Source organism: Brevibacillus sp. GCM10020057 (assembly GCF_042683565.1).
GTDB lineage: Bacteria > Bacillota > Bacilli > Brevibacillales > Brevibacillaceae > Brevibacillus.
The window spans coordinates 1-18,934 of sequence record NZ_JBHUJW010000005.1; the positions used below are offsets into that span (position 1 = coordinate 1).

An 18,934-nucleotide genomic window follows, 5' to 3' on the forward strand; every position below is an offset into this window, starting at 1 on the left:
TACGGCTACCGCAATCTAGAGAGATTCAAGATTCGCATTAGACTGGAGTGTAAACCGGCTACATAACTACGAAAAACTGCGATAGAGGGAGATCAAGCACGTTTTACGGTGAAGAGCTATTTATTAGTAGTTCATTGGATAAAAAAATCTGCCCGCTTCCCTTTTCGCGGACAGATCTTCTTAAAATGGTTTATACTTCGAGCATTTTTCCGAGCGACTCGACATTCAGCACGTTTCCTACGAGGAAGTTGCCGAATTCGCCGAAGCGCGCGCTCACTTCGTCAAAACGCATTTCGTAGACGATGTGCTTGAACTCCAGCGGATCGTTGGCAAACAGGGTAACGCCCCACTCCCAGTCGTCGAAACCGATGGAGCCGCCAATGATTTGTTTCACTTTACCTGCGTACTTGCGGCCGATCATCCCGTGCGAGCGCATCATTTCCTGACGCTCCTGCATGGTCAGCATGTACCAGTTGTCCTGCAGGTCGCGCTTCTTGTTCATCGGATAGAAGCAGATGTGCTGCCATTTCGGCAGGATCGGATAGAGGCGTTCGCGTACATGCGGATTCGCTTTCGGGTCCTCGCCCGGATTGTTGACGTAGTTGCTCAGTTCCACGACAGACACGTAGGAGTACGGAGCTTGTGTATAGGCAGCAAAACGGGTTTTGTTAAACGCCGTCTTGATTTCATCCAGCTCTTGCATGGTGGGGCGCAGGAACATGAACACGAGGTCTGCCTTGTGACCCAGAATGGAGTAAACCGCAGTGCTGCCCTGGTTCTCTCCTTCGTTCGCTTCCCACGTGCGGATCAGGGCGTTCAGCTCGTCCAGCGCAGCCTGGCGCTCCTGTTCGGATGCCGCTTTCCATTTTTCCCAGTTGATCGTGCGGAAATTGTGGTACGTATACCAACCTTCTAATGTGAGCAACGCTTCGTTCGCGCTCATCTGTAAATCAGCTCCTTTGAAAAATCTGGTGATCCCGATTGCAACATTCCCAGTATAGCATAAGGGAGATGCCGATATTCGGAACAGATTGGTGAACAAGCGCTGCTTTTTAAGCCGGTTCAGCCCCGTGTCTTCCCGGAGAGCAGCGAGGCAGCCTCTTCGTCTGCGATGACGGTCACATCGGGATGCTGCTGCAGCAAGGAAGCCGGGACATCTTCCGTCATCTCCCCCTCCAGCATGCGCTGCAGGGCCACGGCCTTCGCTTTTCCGCTCGCCAGCAAAATGATTTTCTTCGCGCCGAGAATCGTCTGAATGCCCATGGAGACCGCATGGGTCGGCACTTCCGCGATGGTCGGAAAATAACGGGCGTTGGCCTCGATGGTGCTGTCCGCGAGCCGGACGACGCGGGTGGCCGTGTCCCGGGCAGAGCCTGGCTCGTTGAAGCCGATATGGCCATTGTTCCCGATCCCCAGCACCTGCACATCGATGCCGCCTGCCGCCGCGATCGCCTGCTCGTACCGTCTGCATTCCTCTGCCAGATCGGCTGCGTCCCCGCGGGGAATGTTCGCCCTGTCGGCTGGCAAGTTAATGTGGGCAAACAAATTTTCCTGCATATACGCCCGGTAGCTCTGCGGATGCTGGCCGGACAGTCCGACGTATTCGTCCAGATTGAAGCTGGTCGCCCGGGAAAAATCGATGCCTTCCTTTTGATTCAAGGCAACCAGCTCCCGGTACATCCCGACCGGAGTGCCGCCTGTCGCAAGTCCCAAAACGACTGACGGATGGCGGGCGACTTCGTCTGCGATCAGCCGCGCCGCTTTCTTGCTCATGTCGTCGTAATCTTTTGCGATGACAAGCCTCATGACTCGTCTCCCTCCTGTTAATATTTTCGCTCGAGAACCGCCTTGGCTGTCCGCTCCTTGTACAGCAACGCCTTTTCCTTGTTGCGCAACGCAAGCGCCGTGCAGATGACGTCGAGCACGTGGAGCTGCGCCATTTTTGCGGCCAGCGATCCCCCTTGCAAAGGACCTTCCTGGGCAGCCGTCAGCAGCGTAATGTCCGCGACGTTCGTAATCGGCGATCTGCGGTAATGCGTGATGCAGACCACGGTCGCTCCCGCCTCCTTCGCCACCTTGAGCGAGTCGATCGTGTCCTTGGTGCTCCCGGAGACGGACAAGCCGACCGCCACATCTCCCGGCCCCAATGTCGCCGCTGCCATCGCCTGCAGATGCGACTCCGTAAAGGCGTCTACCCGCAGGCCGATCCGCAGACAGGTGTACTTGGCGTCCTGCGCCGTCACCGCTGATGACCCTACGCCGTAAAAGTGGATCGTGCCCGCCTCGTGCAGCAGCTCGACGCAGCGCTCCAGCTGCTCCAGATCGAACAGCGCGTTTGTATCTTCAATGGACTGGCGATTGGTCGCCGTCACTTTTTCCGCAATGACTGCAAGCGAGTCACCCTCTCCTACCTCGCCGTGCAGGTTTTTCACCGGATTCACCAGCTCCTGGGCCAGCGCCAGCTTGAATTCCTGGTAGCCGCGAAACCCGATTTTCCGGCAAAACCGAAGAACCGTCGTCTCGCCCACTTCCGCCTTTTCCGCCAGATCGATGACAGAGGAGTAAATGACGCTCTCCGTCTGAGTCAGCACGATTCTCGCCACCTTCTGCTCGGACTTCGTAAAGGACGGAAGCAGGCTCTGGATTTGCAGCAATGTATTGGTCTTGCCAGCAGAAGCCGACAGCGACTCCAGCCAATTTTCCTCTCGTCCCGCCATCGTGATCGCTCCTTTTTTCTGTCGTACTTCGAGCCTGTTCTACCGTCATTATACACAAAAAGGAGTAGTCCGCCATATTTTTTATGAAAAGTGGATTTTTTCTCCCATTTTACTTCTCTCCATTTTCCTCGTCCTCAACATGACAGCAGATGACATATTAGCAGGTGTATGATGAAGCAAATTAGCTGCAAAGGAGTTGATGAACGTGAAGCGATTGGCAGGGAAAGTCGCTCTCGTAACCGGAGGAAGCCGGGGCGCAGGGCGAGGAATAGCCGTTGAACTCGGGAAAGCCGGAGCAGTCGTTTACGTGTCCGGAAGAAGTATCCGTGGTGCTGCTACACACGGTTTTCCGGGGAGTATCGATGAAACGGTCGAGGAGATTAGAAAACATGGGGGAGAGGCTTACGCTTGTCGTTGTGATCATACCCGTGATGAGGAAACACAGGCTTTGATCGAGAGAATCCGGCAGGAACAAGGACGTCTCCATATCCTTGTGAATAACGTCTGGGGACTGCATGACCTGGAAGTGGGTTTACAACCCAAGCCTTTCTGGGAATATCCGCTGAAGCTGTGGGATGCTACGTTTCAGAGCGGCATACGCGCACAAATCGCGACAAGCCACTATGCGATCCCGCTTATGCTGGAAGCTGATTTTGGCTTGATCGTACACACGACCTTTTGGGATCAGAACAAGTATTTGGGAACTTTCTATTACGACCTTGCCAAAAATGCGATTAACCGCACTGTGTTTGGATTCGCTCATGATCTCAAAAACACGAACATTACGGCGCTGGCGGTCTCTCCTGGCTGGATGAGGACAGAACTGGTATTGCGGCATTTCCAAACAGATGAAGAGCATTGGCAGGGAGTTGACGATCTGAAAAACACGGAATCGCCGTATTATGTCGGGCGAGCTGTGTCTGCTCTGGCAGGGGATCGCGAAGTGCACCTGAAAAACGGGCAGGTATTGCAAGTGGGTGAACTTGCCCGGGAATACGGATTTACTGATATTGACGGCCGTGTCATCCCTCCTTTTCTCCTATAATCGGCAATCAGGCAGACAGTTGAAGCCTTTCTCAGCCAAATTAAAAAGCTTTCGCCCGCAAGGTAGTTCCTCGATGAACGAAAGCTTCAGAGAAAAACGTTTTTTTAGCCAAACTTGTGGTAGCCGAGCATGATGACAATGACCATAACGGCGATTGCCCCGATAAAAAAGCCGATGCTGCCTTCCTGTCTGCGGGCACGCCCCAGGCACATTTCCATGAGGCCGAACGCTACGATGGCGAGTGCGCCTTTGATGTAGTAATACACGTCGCCTGCGTGGAACTGGAAGAGCATCGTGGCCCCTGTCACCAAAATGATGACGAGCAACAGCCTGAGCAGCATGTGCAGCCCTTTTGCCGCCTTTTCCTTTCCGACGCGGTACAGGATGTATCCGACGATCAAGAGGATAAACGCTACCTCCCAGCTGCCGACATGCGCTTTTAGTAACGCATTGTACAAGAAATATCAACTCCTCGTTCCTCATTATTACCTGTCCACGACATTATACCAGAAGTGTCGGTAAAATGCAGACGCTTGAACACTTGGCATTATTGTGACAGAGGTGGCTGGACGAAGGCTGGTTCGCAATTGCTTTGTTCCGCAATTACGCAGCCTATGTTTCAAGCCGTTTCAAAGCCATGTGCGGGTAAAGCTTCGCTGGGTTCTCCTCTGTTCAGGCTTTTGTGCCGGGGCGGAAAAAGGGGAAAGCGCTTCAGGCTAGTAGGGACACTTGCAAAGGGGGCTTTCCTGTCCGGCTGCGCTCCGAAAGCGAAACGGCGGCCAAAAGTAGCTGTCTCGAGTAGCTTGTTCAAGTTGGCCGCTCGGGCGTGTTTCGCTTTCTCCGCTCCGCCTGGGCTGTGTCCCTAATGCCTTGCGCTCTTTTCCCCTTTTTCCTGGACAGCGTTCGTGGTCGGTCGGGCTTTTTCTGCAACTCTTGGAAGCCTCGTTTCAGAGCGTGTGTAAGCAATGGCTTCGGTGTACTTGCTCATTTGCTCCTGCCCTTGTGTCGAGTCGTTTCAAAGCCATGTGCGGGTAAAGCTTCGCTGGGTTCTCCTCTGTTCGGGCTTTTGTGCCGGGGCGGAAAAAGGGGAAAGCGCTTCAGGCTAGTAGGGACACTTGCAAAGGGGGCTTTCCTGTCCGGCTGCGCTCCGAAAGCGAAACGGCGGCCAAAAGTAGCTGTCTCGAGTAGCTTGTTCAAGTTGGCCGCTCGGGCGTGTTTCGCTTTCTCCGCTCCGCCTGGGCTGTGTCCCTAATGCCTTGCGCTCTTTTCCCCTTTTTCCTGGACAGCGTTCGTGGTCGGTCGGGCTTTTTCTGCGGCTTTTTGGAAGCATTGTTTCAAAGGGTTTGCTCGTGAAGGCTTCGGTGTACTGTGCTTCTTCGCTCCTGCCCTTGTGCCAAGCCGTTTCAAAGCCATGTGCGGGTAAAGCTTCGCTGATTTCTCATCTGTTCGGGCTTTTGTGCCGGGGCGGAAAAAGGGGAAAGCGCTTCAGGCTAGTAGGGACACTTGCAAAGGGGGCTTTCCTGTCCGGCTGCGCTCCGAAAGCGAAACGGCGGCCAAAAGTAGCTGTCTCGAGTAGCTTGTTCAAGTTGGCCGCTCGGGCGTGTTTCGCTTTCTCCGCTCCGCCTGGGCTGTGTCCCTAATGCCTTGCGCTCTTTTCCCCTTTTTCCTGGACAGCGTTCGTGGTCGGTCGGGCTTTTTCTGCAACTCTTGGAAGCCTCGTTTCAGAGCGTGTGTAAGCAATGGCTTCGGTGTACTTGCTCATTTGCTCCTGCCCTTGTGTCGAGTCGTTTCAAAGCCATGTGCGGGTATAGCTCCGCTGTTTTTTCAGCCTTCTTTTGCACCTCGGATCGGAACTTTCTTTCAGCGATCGGGCCCGTTGTCTTTTGCCAAATGAGAAAGCACGGCTTCGTCTCTGGCTTGACGAAGCATTAGTTGCACTTATGCCGGAGCCGAATCTTGCACCGTTTTATCTGTTCAAAAATCTGTACAAAAAAAGCCGCACCCGCTATGGGGTAGCAGCCCGTTTAACGCTTTTCCGAGGGATGGAGAAGCTTTTGTGAATCGATCGGATTTTGCCGTCATTCTTTGACTGCGCCGGAGGTCAGGCCGGAAATAATGCGTCGCTGGAAGATCAGCACCATGATGACGAGCGGGACGGTGACGATGATCGACGCTGCGGAGATTTCCCCCCACGGAATGGTGAACATTCCCTGGAACATGACGATCCCGACCGGAACTGTCTTCATGGCTTCCTGCGTATTGAGCGTCAGCGCAAACAAAAACTCGTTCCACGCCGCTATGAAGACGAGAATCGCCGTCGTAAACACTCCCGGCATCGCCAGCGGGAAAAACACCTTTGTCATCGTCTGCCAGATTGTTGCCCCGTCCACCTTGGCTGCCTCGCCGAGATCAATCGGAATCTTGCGGAAGAAGGTCGTCAAATTCCAGATCGCAAGCGGCAAGGCGAAGGTCGTGTACGGAATGATCAATCCCAGGTAGCTGTTCGTCAAGCCCACAGACTGCATGAACATAAAAATCGGCGAGATCGTCGCAATCTGGGGAAACATCGACACTGCCAGCACGACGCCGAGAATGATCGACTTCCCGCGAAACGGAAGCCACGCGATGGCAAATGCGGCGAAGGAGGCGATCGTGATCGAATACAAGGTCGTCAGCGTCGCCACAACGGTGGAGTTCCACAAGTAGCGGGCAAACGGGCGCTCCGTGAACACCCGGACGAAGTTATCGAAGCTGGGGTCGAGGATGACGAATTGAAAGGCTCTCTCCCCGAACAGCTCGCTTGGCGGCTTCAAAGCGGCGATGAGTACCCATATAAACGGAAACATCACAAGAAAGACGAAAAGGACTAAAAAGACGTAAAACAGCGGTCCCGCTTTTTTTTGCATGCTCGCTCTCCCCCCTTACCTTCTGCCGCTTTCGCCAAGCAGATCGGCTCCTAAAATTTTGATGTAGCCGATCGAGATCAGCGCTACGCACAGGAAGACGATGACGGCCAGCGCCGAGCCTTCGCCAAAGCTCATCTGCGCAAACATCGTTTTGTACGCCAAAATGGCGATCGTCTCGGTGGAATTGGCGGGACCCCCACCTGTCAGCGCGTAAATCAGGTCAAAGACGCGAAACGCATCGAGCGTCCGAAACAGCAGCGCCACCAGCAAGGTCGGCTTGAGCATCGGCAGCGTGATCCGGAAAAACTGCTGGAACCTGCTCGCCCCATCCACCTGAGCCGCTTCGTACAAACTGTTCGGAATCGTCTGCAGCCCGGCGAACAGCAGCAAGGCCATAAACGGCGTCGTTTTCCAGACATCCGCCAAAATGACGGAGAACATCGCCCCTGCCTTTGTCGTCAAGAGGACGCCCATATCCGGGACAAGCCCTGTCACTTCCAACAAGTGCGCGACGATCCCGTTTTGCCCGTCGTACAAATACTTCCACATCATCGCGGAAATGACCGTCGGAATCGCCCAAGGGATCAAGACTGTCGCCCGCACCAGCCCCCGTCCGACAAACTGTTTGTTAATCAGCAGGGCGATCCAGAGTCCGAGCACCAGCTCAATCGCTACGGAGACAACAGTAAAAAACAGCGTGTTGTACAGTGCCCCCCAGAGCCTGCCATCGGTCAATAGCTGCTTGTAATAGGCAAAGCCTACGTAGTTCGGTTCAATCACTGATGACGCTATCCCCTGCACTACTCCGGTTGCCCCTTCCGGCTTGTTCAAGTGCTTTTGCCTGCCCAGTTCGTTCAAGGCTGTTCCGATCGCATCCAGGGTAGTCCGGATAGATTCGGTCTGCTCATTGGACAGCTCGACGTACTTCATCTCGTTCGGAACGGGCTTGAACTCGAGCAGGAGCTTGTCAATGCTCTGGTAGCGCTCGGCGATCTCCGCCGACTGCTGCAGCGTCGCGTTCATCTGCTCCGCCTGCTGCCTGAGCGCAAGCAGTTGCTCCTTGACCTCGCCGTCAGCGCTGTCCGCCTCATTTTTCAAATAACGGAGCAGGTTGGGCAACGTGTTGACATACCTCTCCATATCCAGTCCGTATGAGTTGTGGACTTCCGTCTTTGTCGGGTCATTGAGTCGAATGTCGTGCAGGCTGATCCAAAAGGACCGCAAGACCGGCCAGATGGCAATGACGAGAATGATCACGATGGCAGGCGCAATCAGCAAGTAGCCCATCTGCTTTTCCGAAAGGGATTTTTGCTTCATCCATTCACCCTCTTCTCTACAGCGATAAGTTAGCCCTGTGTACGCCGACGAAAACAGGGCTCCCGGAGATGCCTGTTCCTCCCCGGGAAGCCGCTGCCTGATACGTCGACTCTCTTACTTTTTCATCAGGGCGTTCATCTGGGTCTCCATGTTTTTCGCTGCCTGCTCGGCTGTCTGCTGGCCGGCCAGCGCTTTCGATACCTCGATTTGGATGATTTCCGAAATTTTCGGATAGATCGGCGTGGTCGGACGCGACACGGCTGCGCTTACGCCATCGACGAAGTCTTTGTTCGCAAACAGAGGGCTTGCTTTTTGCACTTCCGGATCATCGTAGTCAGGCAGGTAGGTCGGAGCCAGTCCGCCGTGAATCGCGGAAATTTTTTGGCCTTCGGGACCGGTCATGAACTTCAGGAATTCCCACGCTTCTTTCGGATGCTTGGTGAACTTGTTGATACCGCCCATCCAGCCGCCGAGCGCAGCTGCCGAACCGGCATCGCCTGCAGGCAGTGGAGCGATGGCGACCTTGTCTACGATTTTGGATTGGGACGCATCCTGGGCCAAGGCGAACTGATAAGGCCAGTTGCGCACGAAAGGAGATTGGCCTTCAATGAATGCCGTATGCGACTCGGGCTCCGTAAAGGTGGTGATGTTCGTAGGCACGAAGTCAGATTGAGCGATTTCCATCATTTTCTTCAAGCCTTTGATCGTGCCCGGGTTGTTCACCGCGACATTACCTTGCTCATCGAGAATTTTTCCGCCGTACGCTGCGCTGAACTCCACGAAGTTGCAGACGAGACCTTCATACTGCTTGGCCTGCATCAGGTAGCCGAACTTCGTGCCGCCCTGTCCTTTCAACGCTTTGGCCTGGGCGATCAGGTCATCCCACGTTTTGGGCGGCTCTTTGACCAGGTCTTTGCGGTAGAAGAGCAGGCCGGCATCGATGAACTTCGGCATGGTCCATTGCTGTCCGCCGAAGTTTCCGGCATTCATCGCGCCTTTGATGTACTTGGACGTGTCGATATTGTCCTGTTCGATCAAGCGGTCAAGCGGCAGGAGATAGCCTGCTTGCGCAAATTCGGCAGGCCAGATTACGTCGAGGTCAAAGACGTCGATCTCGGAAGACTGGGCGCTGAACATGGTGACGTACTGGTCGTGGCTTTGACCGGTGTCAGTAGGCATTTCACGCACTTCCACCTCGATGTCGGGATGGGCTGCCATGAATGCCTCTACCAGCTTTTTCGTCGAATCGGTGGAGTCTTTGCCGCGTGCGTAGACCAGCTTGACCTTTTCTGCGGCTGGCGAGCCCGAATCGGTTTTCGGCGCTTCCGCAGCGGCGGGCGCGGCAGGCTGCGCGGGTGCCGGCGAGGCCGATTGCTGCGGGGCGCTCGAACACGCAGCCAGGGAGAGTAGCATGGACATCGTCAGCCCAATGGATGTAAGCCCTTTTAATACTTTCATTTGATTTACCCCCTTAATTCAATTTTGCACGAGGCGGTCTTTTGCATGACGCCTCTGTACATTACAATCTGACTGCCTCGCCCGACTGTGCGGAGGCGTAAATGGCTTCGATCAGCCGGTTGATGTACAACGCCTGCTCCGGCGTGCAAAGCGGCTCTGCCGTCCCTTCCAGAGAGTCGACGAAATTTTGAAACAGCTTTACCCGCTCTTTTTCCCGCCGTGGCTCGATCTTCGTCGTAGCCGGGCTGCCCTGCCAATCTTGGTAAAGCGTGAGAGTGTCCTCCATCAGATTGAGCGACGTCCCTCCCTCTTGGCCGTAAAGATGCAGGAAAACGTTTTCCTTTTCGATATGGGAAGCCCAGCTCGCATCCAGTGTCAGCGTCATGCCGTTTTCAAACGTAATCATCGCCACAGCCATGTCTTCAACGTCAAACGTGCCGTTTTCATCACGCCGCCCCCATTCGGACAAGCCTTTCTTTCGCGGGCCGAACTGTGCGTACGTCTGCCCCAGCACAGACACCGGTTTCGGGTGGCCGACCAGCCACAGCGCGAGATCGAGCATATGTACCCCGATATCGATCAGCGGACCGCCTCCTGCCAGTTCCTTTTGCGTAAACCAGCTTCCCCAGCCCGGGATGCCGTTGCGCCGGACCCAGCCGGTCTTGACGTGATAGATTTGCCCGAGCTTTCCTTGATCCAGCAGCCCTTTGACGTATTGGGCTTCGCTGCGGAAGCGGTTGTTCTGGGCGATCATGAGCACTTTTCCTGCCTGCTTCGCGGCTTCGATCATGGCTTCTGCCTGCGGGACGTTCATGGCCATCGGCTTTTCGCACAGCGTATGCTTGCCTGCTGCCAGCGCCTGCATCGCAGTATCGGCGTGCAAGTAATTGGGCACGCAAATGACTACGGCGTCGATCTGCGGCTGAGCAAGCAACTCCCGGAAATCGCCGAAGACTTGGGGAATCCCGTGTCTGGCCGCGCGATTGGCTGCCATCTCCACTGCGACGTCAGCGATGGCGACCACTTCCGCCCTCAGCTCTTCCTTGATCGCCTCCAGATGGGCCTCGGAAATTCCGCCTGCCCCGATGATTCCAATCTTCCATTTTCGATTGCTTGTCATGCTCACCCTCCTATACCCACCACAGATTGCTCACGGGCTCACGCAAAATGACCTGCTGCAGATTGTGGACCGCCCGCTGGAAGCCTTCCTCGATGCTCATGATGGCATCCTCGTGCTCGATGCTGACGACGTAATCGTAGCCCGTCATGCGCAAGGCGCTCATCATGTTGGCCCACGTCTGCTGGTCGTGCCCGTAGCCGACCGTGCGGAAATACCAGGCGCGCTCATTCAGATTGGCGTAGGAATTCATGTCGGTGAGCCCGTACATGTTGACCTTGTCCTGATCGATGTAGGTATCCTTCGCGTGAAAATGGTAGATGGCTTTTTCTTTGCCCAAAATCTTGATCGCGGCCACCGGATCGATTCCTTGCCACCACATATGGCTCGGGTCGAAGTTGGCGCCGATGCCTTCTCCTGCCAGCTCGCGGAGCTTGAGCAGCGTCCCCGGCGTATGGACGAGGAAGCCGCCGTGCATCTCCAACGCCACTTTTACGTGATGGGAGACTGCGTAGGCCGCCTGCTCCTTCCAGTACGGAACCAGCTTGTTCTCCCACTGCCAGTTCAGCACATCCCGGTATTCATTGGGCCAGGGAGCTACCGGCCAGTTGGGAAAAACAGCCCCTTCGTGATCTCCTGCTGTTCCGGAGAAGCAGTTGACGACCGGAACTTCCAGCTGCTCGGCCAAACGTACCGTTTTGACGAAAATCTCATGCGACTCGCGGGCAAATTTTTTGTCGGGAGTCAACGGATTCCCGTGGCAACTGAGTGCGCTGATAATCAGGCCGCGATCCTCTACCGCCTTTTTGTAGGCGCGCAGCTTTTCCGGGTGATCCAGCAGCTCATCGACGTTGCAATGGGCGTCTCCGGGATAACCTCCCGTACCGATCTCCACTGCTTCCAAGCCTGACGCCTGCACATGGTCCAGCATTTCCTCGAACGATTTTTCTCCGAATAATACGGTAAACACGCCAAGCTTCACACTTCTTCACCCCTTTTTTTGATTGTGCTTGTCGTTTATGTGAATGTCTTGGTGCCGCTTAGAGTATTGCCTTGACACTTTGTCGAATGACGAGGTCGTGGGGGACGATGCTCATTCTTTCGATCGGTTCGTTGCGCAGCTGTTGCAGCAGCTTCTCCCCTGCAGCTCGCCCGTACATGTACGGATCGTTGTGGACGGTGGTGAGCATAGGCCTGGCCAACGAGGCGATCTCCAGATTGTCAAAGCCCATGACAGACACGTCATCCGGCACGCGAATCCCTTCGTCGTGCAAATAATTCAGAACCCCAACTGCCATGAGATCGGTTGCGACGAAGACGGCGGTCGGCGGCTCTTTTTCCTCGAAGATTCGCTTGACTGCTTCGTAGCCGCTCTTCGGCGTGAAGTCGCCCTCTGCCACGTAGCCGTCAGGAATGGGCAAGCCGTGCGCTCTCATCGCTTTTTGGTAGCCGCCCATCCGGTCCAGACCGCATGGCTGATCCCAGAACGGACCGGAAATGCAGGCGATGCGGCGATGTCCCTGCGAGATCAAATACGAAGTCGCGTCGTAGGACGCCTGCACATTATTGACGTTGACTGTCGGAATCTCGTAGCCGTGCAGATCGTGGCCCGTTACAACCAACGGCACCTGAATCTCATGCAACGACTGGGCGTGGCCTTCGAGAAAGTGAATGCTGGCCAAGATGACGCCGTCAATCTGTTTTTCCTTGAACAGCCGCAAATATTTCAGCTCTTTCTCGACCGTCTCATCCGATATCGCCAAAAACATGCTGTAGTCGTATTCGCTGATCACGCTGTCGATGCCGTTGATGAGGCTGGAATAAAAGTTATTGGAGATATCGGGAATCATGACGCCGATGATGCGGGTTTCTTTGTTTACCAGACTCCTTGCGATTGCATTGGGCTGAAAACCGGTTTCCTCGACCACTTTCATGACCTTTTCCCGCAGTTCGTGACGTACAGGCTTGGAGTTGTTCAACACTCTGGAGACGGTTGCGATGGATACGTTTGCTAGCTGCGCGATGTCTTTAATGGTAACTGCTATGATGGTTCACTCTCTTTCCCTCAATTAGGAAAACGGTTTCCTATTCACACCATACACTTGCCTATGCTTTTTGTCAATATTCAGTCAATTAATTTTCTCTGGAAAGCGAAAGAGCTGCATTCATTGATTACTCGTCAAACAAGCAATCGCGAATGCAGCTCCCTGCCTGCAGGCGCACATTCCCCCTGCAAGATTGGCCTATCCAGCTCGAAAACCTTCTCCCAAAACTTCATGCGCCGGGCAAAGAATGACAAAGGCATCCGGGTCGATCGAGCGGACCATGATTTTCAGTCTGCTCACTTCGCTCTGGCTGACGACGGCCATCAGCACCTTGCGCTCGTCTCCCGTATAGCCGCCGGCTGCGTCCAGAAGGGTCAAGCCGCGGTCCAGATCGTACAAGATCGCTTCCCGCACCGTGTCGATCTCGTTGGAAATGATATAGGCCACCTTCGACGTATTCCATCCCATTTGCACAATATCGATCGTCTTGCTGGTGACGAAAAGGGCGATCAAGGCAAACAGCGCTTTTTCCGGATCAAAGACAATTCCCGCAAGCAGGATGACCATACCGTCAAAGACCGCCACGCAGACCCCCAGGCTCAGCCCGGTGAACTTGTGGAGAATTTGCGATGCGATCGCAAAGCCGCCCGTGGAGCCTCTCCCCCGAAAGACGATGCCGATCCCCAGTCCGACGCCGATGCCTCCGTAAATGCTGGCGAGCAAAGGATTCGTTGTCAGCGGCTCCAGATGGCTTGTCAGCATGACGCAAAGCGGCAAAATGATCGAGCCTACCGCTGCCTTCAAGCTGTAATGCTTGTCAAAAAGCTTAAACCCGAGCAAAAACAGCGGAATGTTGCACGCCCATTGCACGACGGCAGGGGATAGGCCGAATACACTATGCAAGATGGTCGATAGTCCGGCTACTCCCCCCGAAGCGATCTTGTTTGGATTGAGAAAGAGATTAAAGCTGGTTGCCAATACGAGCGATCCGGCCAACAGCATGACGTACTCGAACGCTTTGCGCTGAGGGCTGTTCAACTGGATGGCTGCACGTCTTTTTCGCGCCACAAATTCCACTCCTGACATTTTCACGTATACCAAAATCGCACATACACTACCACGTTTTGGGCCAAAAGGAAAGCCCTATTTTTTCACCTGTGGTAAACCTGTCCGAGCTTCCGCGCGCCTCCCCCATCCCCACGCACCGGAACGAATCGGATGTCGCCCTTAGTCTTGCCAATCGCGCGGCATACCTGATCAGAGGGCGAAAATAAGGATTGACGGCAGGGGAAAAGAATACGATAATAACAATCATATAATAATTATTTCAAAAAAGAAGGTGACCTGTGTTGGAACGCCGCGACTTGAGTTTCACACAGCAGGTAAAGCATCTGGGCAAACGCTTGACGGTTCGACGGAGAGCGGTTTTGCTCTACATGCAGCATGCAACGACTGCCGCCACCGCCAAAGACGTGTATCACGCGTTAAAAATCGATATGCCGAACATTACCCTTTCCACCGTATACACCTCCTTGCGATTTTTTGTAAAGATGGGCCTCCTCGAGGAGCAGATTCATCCAGACGCCTCGAACCGCTTTGTTTGCAAAGGCTCTGCACGAGACATCGATCTGAAGGAAGTCATGTAAGGACGTTCGTAAAGGAAAGAAGGCAGTCCCACTTACTGCGGGCTGCCTTCTTTTGCGTATTCATACACCGCCTGCTGTATAATTTTTTCGCCCGAAAAACACATTATATAGTGGCAGTTCCACTACTACCAAGGAGGGTTCTCGATGGCTTTGATCCCGTATGAACCGTTTCGCATGCTGGATTTCATGAGAAAAGATTTGGATCATTTCTTTGACACAGGTCTCGCCCCTCTGGGAACGCATGAAACCCGCTATGGGGTACCGCGCATTGACATTCACGAGTCCGAGACGGAAATCGTCGCATCGTGTGACATTCCCGGACTGGAAAAGAAGGAAGATGTGCACATTGACATCGACAACAACGTCCTGACGATCAGCGGCACCATCCATCGCGCGAACGAAATCAAGAGTGAGCAAATGCACAGGCAGGAACGCTTCTTCGGCCGGTTCCAGCGTTCCGTCTCCCTGCCCTCCAGCGTCTCCGAGGAAGGCGTTCGGGCATCCTATAAAAATGGCGTGCTGGAAGTGCACATGCCGAAAATGCAGCCTTCCGCCAAAAAGAAAATCGACGTAGACTTCCACTGATGCCGCCATGCTCTCCACCCGGAGGGCATTTTTGCTTTCTGCGGCAAGCAGGCGGCGAAATCACCTGTGAAAAAGACGCTGCCCATCTGGACAGCGCCCTTTTTCCGATCCGCAATGCCGCTTATTTTGCCAACGGCCCCGCGCTGCTCGCGCTTCGGATGTCCTGCAGGGCAAGCGCTCCTGCCCCCAGCATACCGGCGTCAGCCCCGAGCGAGGCGCGGACGATCTGCGTCTTTTCGTGGCCCGCTTTCATTACGTGCCGCTCTACGCTCTGCCGCACCGGATCGAGCAGCAGATCGCCTGCCTCGGAGACCCCTCCGCCGATGACGACCATCTGCGGATTAAACAGGTTGATGACGAGCGCGACCGCCCATCCGGTCACCTCGCATACTTCCTTCCATACTTCGGCGGCGACCGGATCGCCCTGCAGCACAGCCTTTGCCACCGCATGGGCGGTCAGCTGTGCAAAATCTTTGCCTGCCAGCTGTACGAGCGGCAGCCTCTCGACCTCTTGGGTAATCTCTGCGAGTGCCCGCCGCAGCCTCTCCTTTGCCAGCCGGACGATGCCTGCTGCCGAAGCCACCGTCTCCACGCAGCCGACCTTGCCGCAGTTGCAGACGGCGCTGTTTCCCGGAACCGTCACGTGACCCAGCTCGCCGGAAATGCCAAAGGCGCCGCGCAGCAATTGCCCTTCGATAATATTGCCCATCCCGATCCCGGTGCCAATGGGAATAAACGTCATGTGCCGAACGCCCTTCCCTGCACCGAACACCGCTTCCCCCAAGGTCGCCGTCCGCAGGTCATTTTCAAACGCGAGCGGCAGACGGATCGCCTCTGCCAGCGGCGTCCGCACGTCCACCTGCTTCAGGCCGAGATTGGGCGAGTGGATGGAAAAGCCGTTTGGACCATCGAACGGCCCGGGAAAGCCGACACCTACCGCCTCCACCGGGACATCCACACTGTTTTTCAACTCCTCCACCAAGGCCGCCATGCGCTCGATCACAAGGGGCAGGCTTTTGTGCAATCCCGTCTCCCTGCTTCCGCGAGCGATGATGCGCCCCGTCTCATCCAGCACGGCTCCTTTCATCGTCGTTCCGCCCACATCCAGACCGATTACGTGCCGCATAGTCCAGCCTCCTTCCTGTACTTCCTATCTTGCGTGCTCCTGCTGCCCGCTGCTGCCCCGCGCCTGCTGCACCAGCCTGTCAACCGCGGCCGGATCGACCATCCCTGCCCCGAGCGACAGCGCATTCGCCGCAGCGCTCGCCATGCCAAGCCGCGCGGCATCCGGCCACGCGAGTCCTTTCAGCCTGCCCGTGAGCAGTCCCGCCAGCAAGGCGTCTCCGCACCCGACCGGATTGACGACTTGCTCCAGCGAAACGGCCGGGAAATGCCATTCTTCCTCATCTGCCAAAAGCCAGGCTCCCGACTCCCCGAGAGACAGAAATACGCGCTCGGCTCCGCGAGCCTGTATATCCCGCAAGGCTTGCCGGACTGCTTCGACGCTCTCCAACCGGTAGCCGAGCAGCGCCTCCGCTTCCTCCCGGTTTGGCTTGACCAGGTACGGCTTGCCCGCAAGCCCGTTTGCGAGCGCCGCCCCGCTGGCGTCCAGGATCGGCTCTGCCCCGGACTGACGCACCAGCTCGAGCAGCGTCCTGTACGCATCGGGCAAAAGACCCGCAGGCAGGCTTCCCGAGAAAGCAACAAAGGCGGCCTGACTGGCGAGCTGCTTCAGCTTGCCTTGCAATTGCGCGAAGTCCTCTTCTGTGACGGCTGGCCCCTGCTCCAGCACTTCCGTCACTTCGCCGCTTTCCTCATCCAGCAGGGTGAGGCAGCAGCGAGACTCGCCTGCGATTTCCACAAAGGCAGGCGTAATCCCCGCACGGGCGCAGCCCTCCGCGATGAACTGCCCGTTGTGTCCCGCGATAAAGCCGGTCGCGATCACGTCGGCCCCGAGCGTTTTCGCCACCCGCGCCACGTTGATCCCTTTGCCGCCTGCCAGGCTAAGCTGCTCCCGCGTACGGTGCAGCTGGCCCGGGCGCAGCCGCTGCAGCCTGTACGTCTTGTCGATCGCCGCATTCAGCGTCACCGTCACCAGCATGCTAGCGCACCTGCACCTGGACGAGCGGCTGGCCCATCTTGCTTTTGAACAGGTTGATGACCTCTACCGGCGTAGGATCGACGCCGCGGATGAGCGCCGTATAGAGCGAGACGTAATCCGCCAGATACACGATGGAAAACAGCCGCGCCATTCTGGATGTTCCCTGGGACTGGACGACCTGCACGGCTCCAGCCCGCTCGCGCAAAATGTCCGCGCTGATCTCGATGCGCTTGCTCGTCTTTTCGCTGTCCTCCACGTCACGAATCAGGGTGAAGTGGAATCCCTTCAGCATCGCCGCAGGCGCGTCCCAGCCGACTGCCTCGTCGTGGTGCAAGCTGGGAATGGCATTCCAGAACGCCATGACCTTGCCGTTTTCGCCCAACTGGTTTTTCCACCGCCACGCAGGCGCGTCGAAATACGGAAGCGTCCCGTAGATGACCGGCGTCAGGCCGTCCATCTGCTGCGCGATCTGTTTGGCGAGGTTGGCCGCAAGGGGCGAGCGCAGGCCGTACTGCTGGCTAAGTTCGGAAAACAGTCGGATCGTCTCTGCTACTTCTTCCGATTTGTCTGCCGCAAGCCCCAGCTTCGTCAAAATAGCCAGCATCGGCAGGAAAATGTATCCGAGCGCGATCCGCGGCATCATCCCGCCTGGCACGACGAGATGGGCATGGCCGTTTTCCCGCGCCATTTCCAGCACTTTTCCTCCCGCTGTGATGACCGCAATCTGCGCCTGGGCGGCGATCGCTTGCTCGTAACCGCTGACGATCTCCTCTGTATTTCCCGAGTGGCTGACGACGATAACGAGCGTTTTTTCGTCGACAAACGCCGGAATCGTGTAGCCCTGGTTCAACTGCAACGGCACCTTCAGCTGGTCAAACAGGTACGACCTGAGCAGGTTGACGCTCGCAGCCGAGCCGCCTCCCGTCCCCAGCACCACGATCCGATCGATCGGTCCTGTAATCGGGGAGACATCGATTCCGCTCGACAATTGCCAGCCTTCTGAAAATTGCTGACTGTATTCGTCGGTATCCCGCAACGCCTTGATCGTGTCCAGCTTTTCCACTGCTGCCACATCATCCAGATTGATCCGCATGTCTGTTCATCCTTTCGTTATGATCATATGGGTGTTTTTACTGAACTTATGCTTTGCCGACGCAGCCGCACATCGCCATTTTGGCCTGGGCGATGGCCTTCACCGCTTGCTTGGCCCGCTTCATGTACGTGCGCGGATCGTTTTCTTCGGGATTTTCCACGAGCACCTGCCTGATCGCATCGGAAAAGGCGATGCGCAGCTCGGTCGCCACATTCATTTTCGCCATCCCGAGCGCAACGGCCCGCTTCACCTGCTCTTCGGGAATGCCGGAACCCCCGTGCAGCACCAGCGGCACATCGACCCGGCCCGCGATCTGCTCCAGGCGGGAAAAGGCGATTTTCGGCTCTCCCTTGTACATCCCGTGTGCCGTCCCGATAGCTGGCGCCAATGTATCTACTCCTGTCAGCGCCGTAAACTCCTCGCACTCCTGCGGGTCAGCCAAAACGGCGTCTGCATCGTCCACGACCAGCTCATCCTCGACGCCGCCCACTTTGCCCAGCTCCGCCTCGACATTGACGCCTGCGCGATGGGCCAGCTCCACGACCCGCTTCGTCTGCTCCACGTTTTCTGCAAAAGGGTGCATGGAAGCGTCGATCATGACCGAGGTGTAGCCTGCCTGGATGCAGCGCTCGATCAGGTCGTAGTCGTGACAGTGGTCGAGATGGAGCGCGATGGGCACGCTAGCAAAGCGGGCAGCGACCTGGGCCATGGCCGCTATGTATTCCGGCCCCAAATGTTTGACAGTCCCTACCGTCGTCTGGAGAATCAGCGGAGCCTTCGCTTCCTCCGCCGCCTCCACGACGGCTTGCAGCATTTCCAGCGTGTGCACATTGAAGGCACCGATGCAGTATCCTCCTGCACGGGCCTTGCGCAGCATTTCCGTCGATGATACCAATGACATGTC

18 protein-coding genes are annotated in these 18,934 nt (G+C 56.1%); 3 read left to right on the forward strand and 15 right to left on the reverse strand.

Annotated features, from left to right (window positions below):
* Nucleotides 1-190: 190 nt before the first annotated feature.
* The 3 genes from hemQ to ACFSO0_RS01240 all read right to left on the reverse strand — a co-directional run bounded on the left by hemQ (nucleotide 191) and on the right by ACFSO0_RS01240 (nucleotide 2,717).
* Nucleotides 191-943: a hydrogen peroxide-dependent heme synthase gene (hemQ, locus tag ACFSO0_RS01230; protein WP_376875135.1), complete on the reverse strand. Its 753-nt coding sequence runs from the start codon at nucleotides 941-943 to the stop codon at nucleotides 191-193.
* Between the two features lie 119 nt (nucleotides 944-1,062).
* On the reverse strand, nucleotides 1,063-1,806 hold the full coding sequence (nagB, locus tag ACFSO0_RS01235) for a glucosamine-6-phosphate deaminase (protein ID WP_376875138.1): 744 nt from the start codon (nucleotides 1,804-1,806) through the stop codon (nucleotides 1,063-1,065).
* Nucleotides 1,807-1,823: 17 nt separating this feature from the next.
* The gene (locus ACFSO0_RS01240) at nucleotides 1,824-2,717 is read right to left on the reverse strand and encodes a MurR/RpiR family transcriptional regulator (protein WP_376875141.1); all 894 of its coding nucleotides are present in this window, start codon (nucleotides 2,715-2,717) and stop codon (nucleotides 1,824-1,826) included.
* Nucleotides 2,718-2,916: 199 nt separating this feature from the next.
* Between ACFSO0_RS01240 and ACFSO0_RS01245 the strand changes: the two genes are divergently transcribed.
* Nucleotides 2,917-3,762, forward strand: a complete 846-nt coding sequence (locus tag ACFSO0_RS01245) for an SDR family NAD(P)-dependent oxidoreductase (protein WP_376875144.1) — start codon at nucleotides 2,917-2,919, stop codon at nucleotides 3,760-3,762.
* 104 nt (nucleotides 3,763-3,866) lie between these two features.
* Here the strand turns inward: ACFSO0_RS01245 and ACFSO0_RS01250 are convergent, their stop codons facing one another.
* From ACFSO0_RS01250 to ACFSO0_RS01285, 8 genes are all read right to left on the reverse strand, one after another.
* Nucleotides 3,867-4,220 (reverse strand): DUF1516 family protein, encoded by a 354-nt coding sequence (locus ACFSO0_RS01250; RefSeq protein ID WP_376875147.1) that lies wholly within the window; start codon nucleotides 4,218-4,220, stop codon nucleotides 3,867-3,869.
* A gap of 1,620 nt (nucleotides 4,221-5,840) precedes the next feature.
* Nucleotides 5,841-6,668, reverse strand: a complete 828-nt coding sequence (locus tag ACFSO0_RS01255) for a carbohydrate ABC transporter permease (protein ID WP_376875150.1) — start codon at nucleotides 6,666-6,668, stop codon at nucleotides 5,841-5,843.
* Nucleotides 6,669-6,683: 15 nt separating this feature from the next.
* The gene (locus ACFSO0_RS01260; protein WP_376875153.1) at nucleotides 6,684-7,985 is read right to left on the reverse strand and encodes a carbohydrate ABC transporter permease; all 1,302 of its coding nucleotides are present in this window, start codon (nucleotides 7,983-7,985) and stop codon (nucleotides 6,684-6,686) included.
* 114 nt (nucleotides 7,986-8,099) lie between these two features.
* Nucleotides 8,100-9,443, reverse strand: coding sequence for an ABC transporter substrate-binding protein (locus ACFSO0_RS01265; RefSeq protein ID WP_376875156.1), 1,344 nt, complete (start codon nucleotides 9,441-9,443; stop codon nucleotides 8,100-8,102).
* A 61-nt stretch (nucleotides 9,444-9,504) separates the two neighbouring features.
* On the reverse strand, nucleotides 9,505-10,563 hold the full coding sequence (locus ACFSO0_RS01270) for a Gfo/Idh/MocA family protein (protein WP_376875159.1): 1,059 nt from the start codon (nucleotides 10,561-10,563) through the stop codon (nucleotides 9,505-9,507).
* A 10-nt stretch (nucleotides 10,564-10,573) separates the two neighbouring features.
* Nucleotides 10,574-11,542 (reverse strand): sugar phosphate isomerase/epimerase family protein, encoded by a 969-nt coding sequence (locus ACFSO0_RS01275; RefSeq protein WP_376875162.1) that lies wholly within the window; start codon nucleotides 11,540-11,542, stop codon nucleotides 10,574-10,576.
* A 58-nt stretch (nucleotides 11,543-11,600) separates the two neighbouring features.
* On the reverse strand, nucleotides 11,601-12,608 hold the full coding sequence (locus ACFSO0_RS01280) for a LacI family DNA-binding transcriptional regulator (RefSeq protein ID WP_376875468.1): 1,008 nt from the start codon (nucleotides 12,606-12,608) through the stop codon (nucleotides 11,601-11,603).
* 195 nt (nucleotides 12,609-12,803) lie between these two features.
* Nucleotides 12,804-13,673 (reverse strand): YitT family protein, encoded by an 870-nt coding sequence (locus tag ACFSO0_RS01285; protein ID WP_376875165.1) that lies wholly within the window; start codon nucleotides 13,671-13,673, stop codon nucleotides 12,804-12,806.
* A gap of 278 nt (nucleotides 13,674-13,951) precedes the next feature.
* Between ACFSO0_RS01285 and ACFSO0_RS01290 the strand changes: the two genes are divergently transcribed.
* Together ACFSO0_RS01290 and ACFSO0_RS01295 are read left to right on the forward strand one after the other, a co-directional pair.
* Nucleotides 13,952-14,251, forward strand: coding sequence for a transcriptional repressor (locus tag ACFSO0_RS01290; RefSeq protein ID WP_376875168.1), 300 nt, complete (start codon nucleotides 13,952-13,954; stop codon nucleotides 14,249-14,251).
* A gap of 144 nt (nucleotides 14,252-14,395) precedes the next feature.
* Nucleotides 14,396-14,836 carry an Hsp20/alpha crystallin family protein gene (locus ACFSO0_RS01295; RefSeq protein ID WP_376875172.1) on the forward strand — a complete coding sequence of 147 codons (441 nt, stop codon included), beginning with the start codon at nucleotides 14,396-14,398 and terminating at the stop codon, nucleotides 14,834-14,836.
* Between the two features lie 121 nt (nucleotides 14,837-14,957).
* Here the strand turns inward: ACFSO0_RS01295 and ACFSO0_RS01300 are convergent, their stop codons facing one another.
* From ACFSO0_RS01300 to fba, 4 genes are read right to left on the reverse strand one after another with little or no spacing between them, the layout of a single operon-like run.
* The gene (locus ACFSO0_RS01300; protein ID WP_376875175.1) at nucleotides 14,958-15,962 is read right to left on the reverse strand and encodes an ROK family protein; all 1,005 of its coding nucleotides are present in this window, start codon (nucleotides 15,960-15,962) and stop codon (nucleotides 14,958-14,960) included.
* 24 nt (nucleotides 15,963-15,986) lie between these two features.
* The gene (locus ACFSO0_RS01305; RefSeq protein WP_376875178.1) at nucleotides 15,987-16,937 is read right to left on the reverse strand and encodes a 1-phosphofructokinase family hexose kinase; all 951 of its coding nucleotides are present in this window, start codon (nucleotides 16,935-16,937) and stop codon (nucleotides 15,987-15,989) included.
* A 1-nt stretch (nucleotide 16,938) separates the two neighbouring features.
* On the reverse strand, nucleotides 16,939-18,030 hold the full coding sequence (locus ACFSO0_RS01310) for a bifunctional phosphoglucose/phosphomannose isomerase (protein ID WP_376875181.1): 1,092 nt from the start codon (nucleotides 18,028-18,030) through the stop codon (nucleotides 16,939-16,941).
* Between the two features lie 46 nt (nucleotides 18,031-18,076).
* Nucleotides 18,077-18,931: a class II fructose-1,6-bisphosphate aldolase gene (gene fba, locus ACFSO0_RS01315; protein ID WP_376875185.1), complete on the reverse strand. Its 855-nt coding sequence runs from the start codon at nucleotides 18,929-18,931 to the stop codon at nucleotides 18,077-18,079.
* Nucleotides 18,932-18,934: the final 3 nt, after the last annotated feature.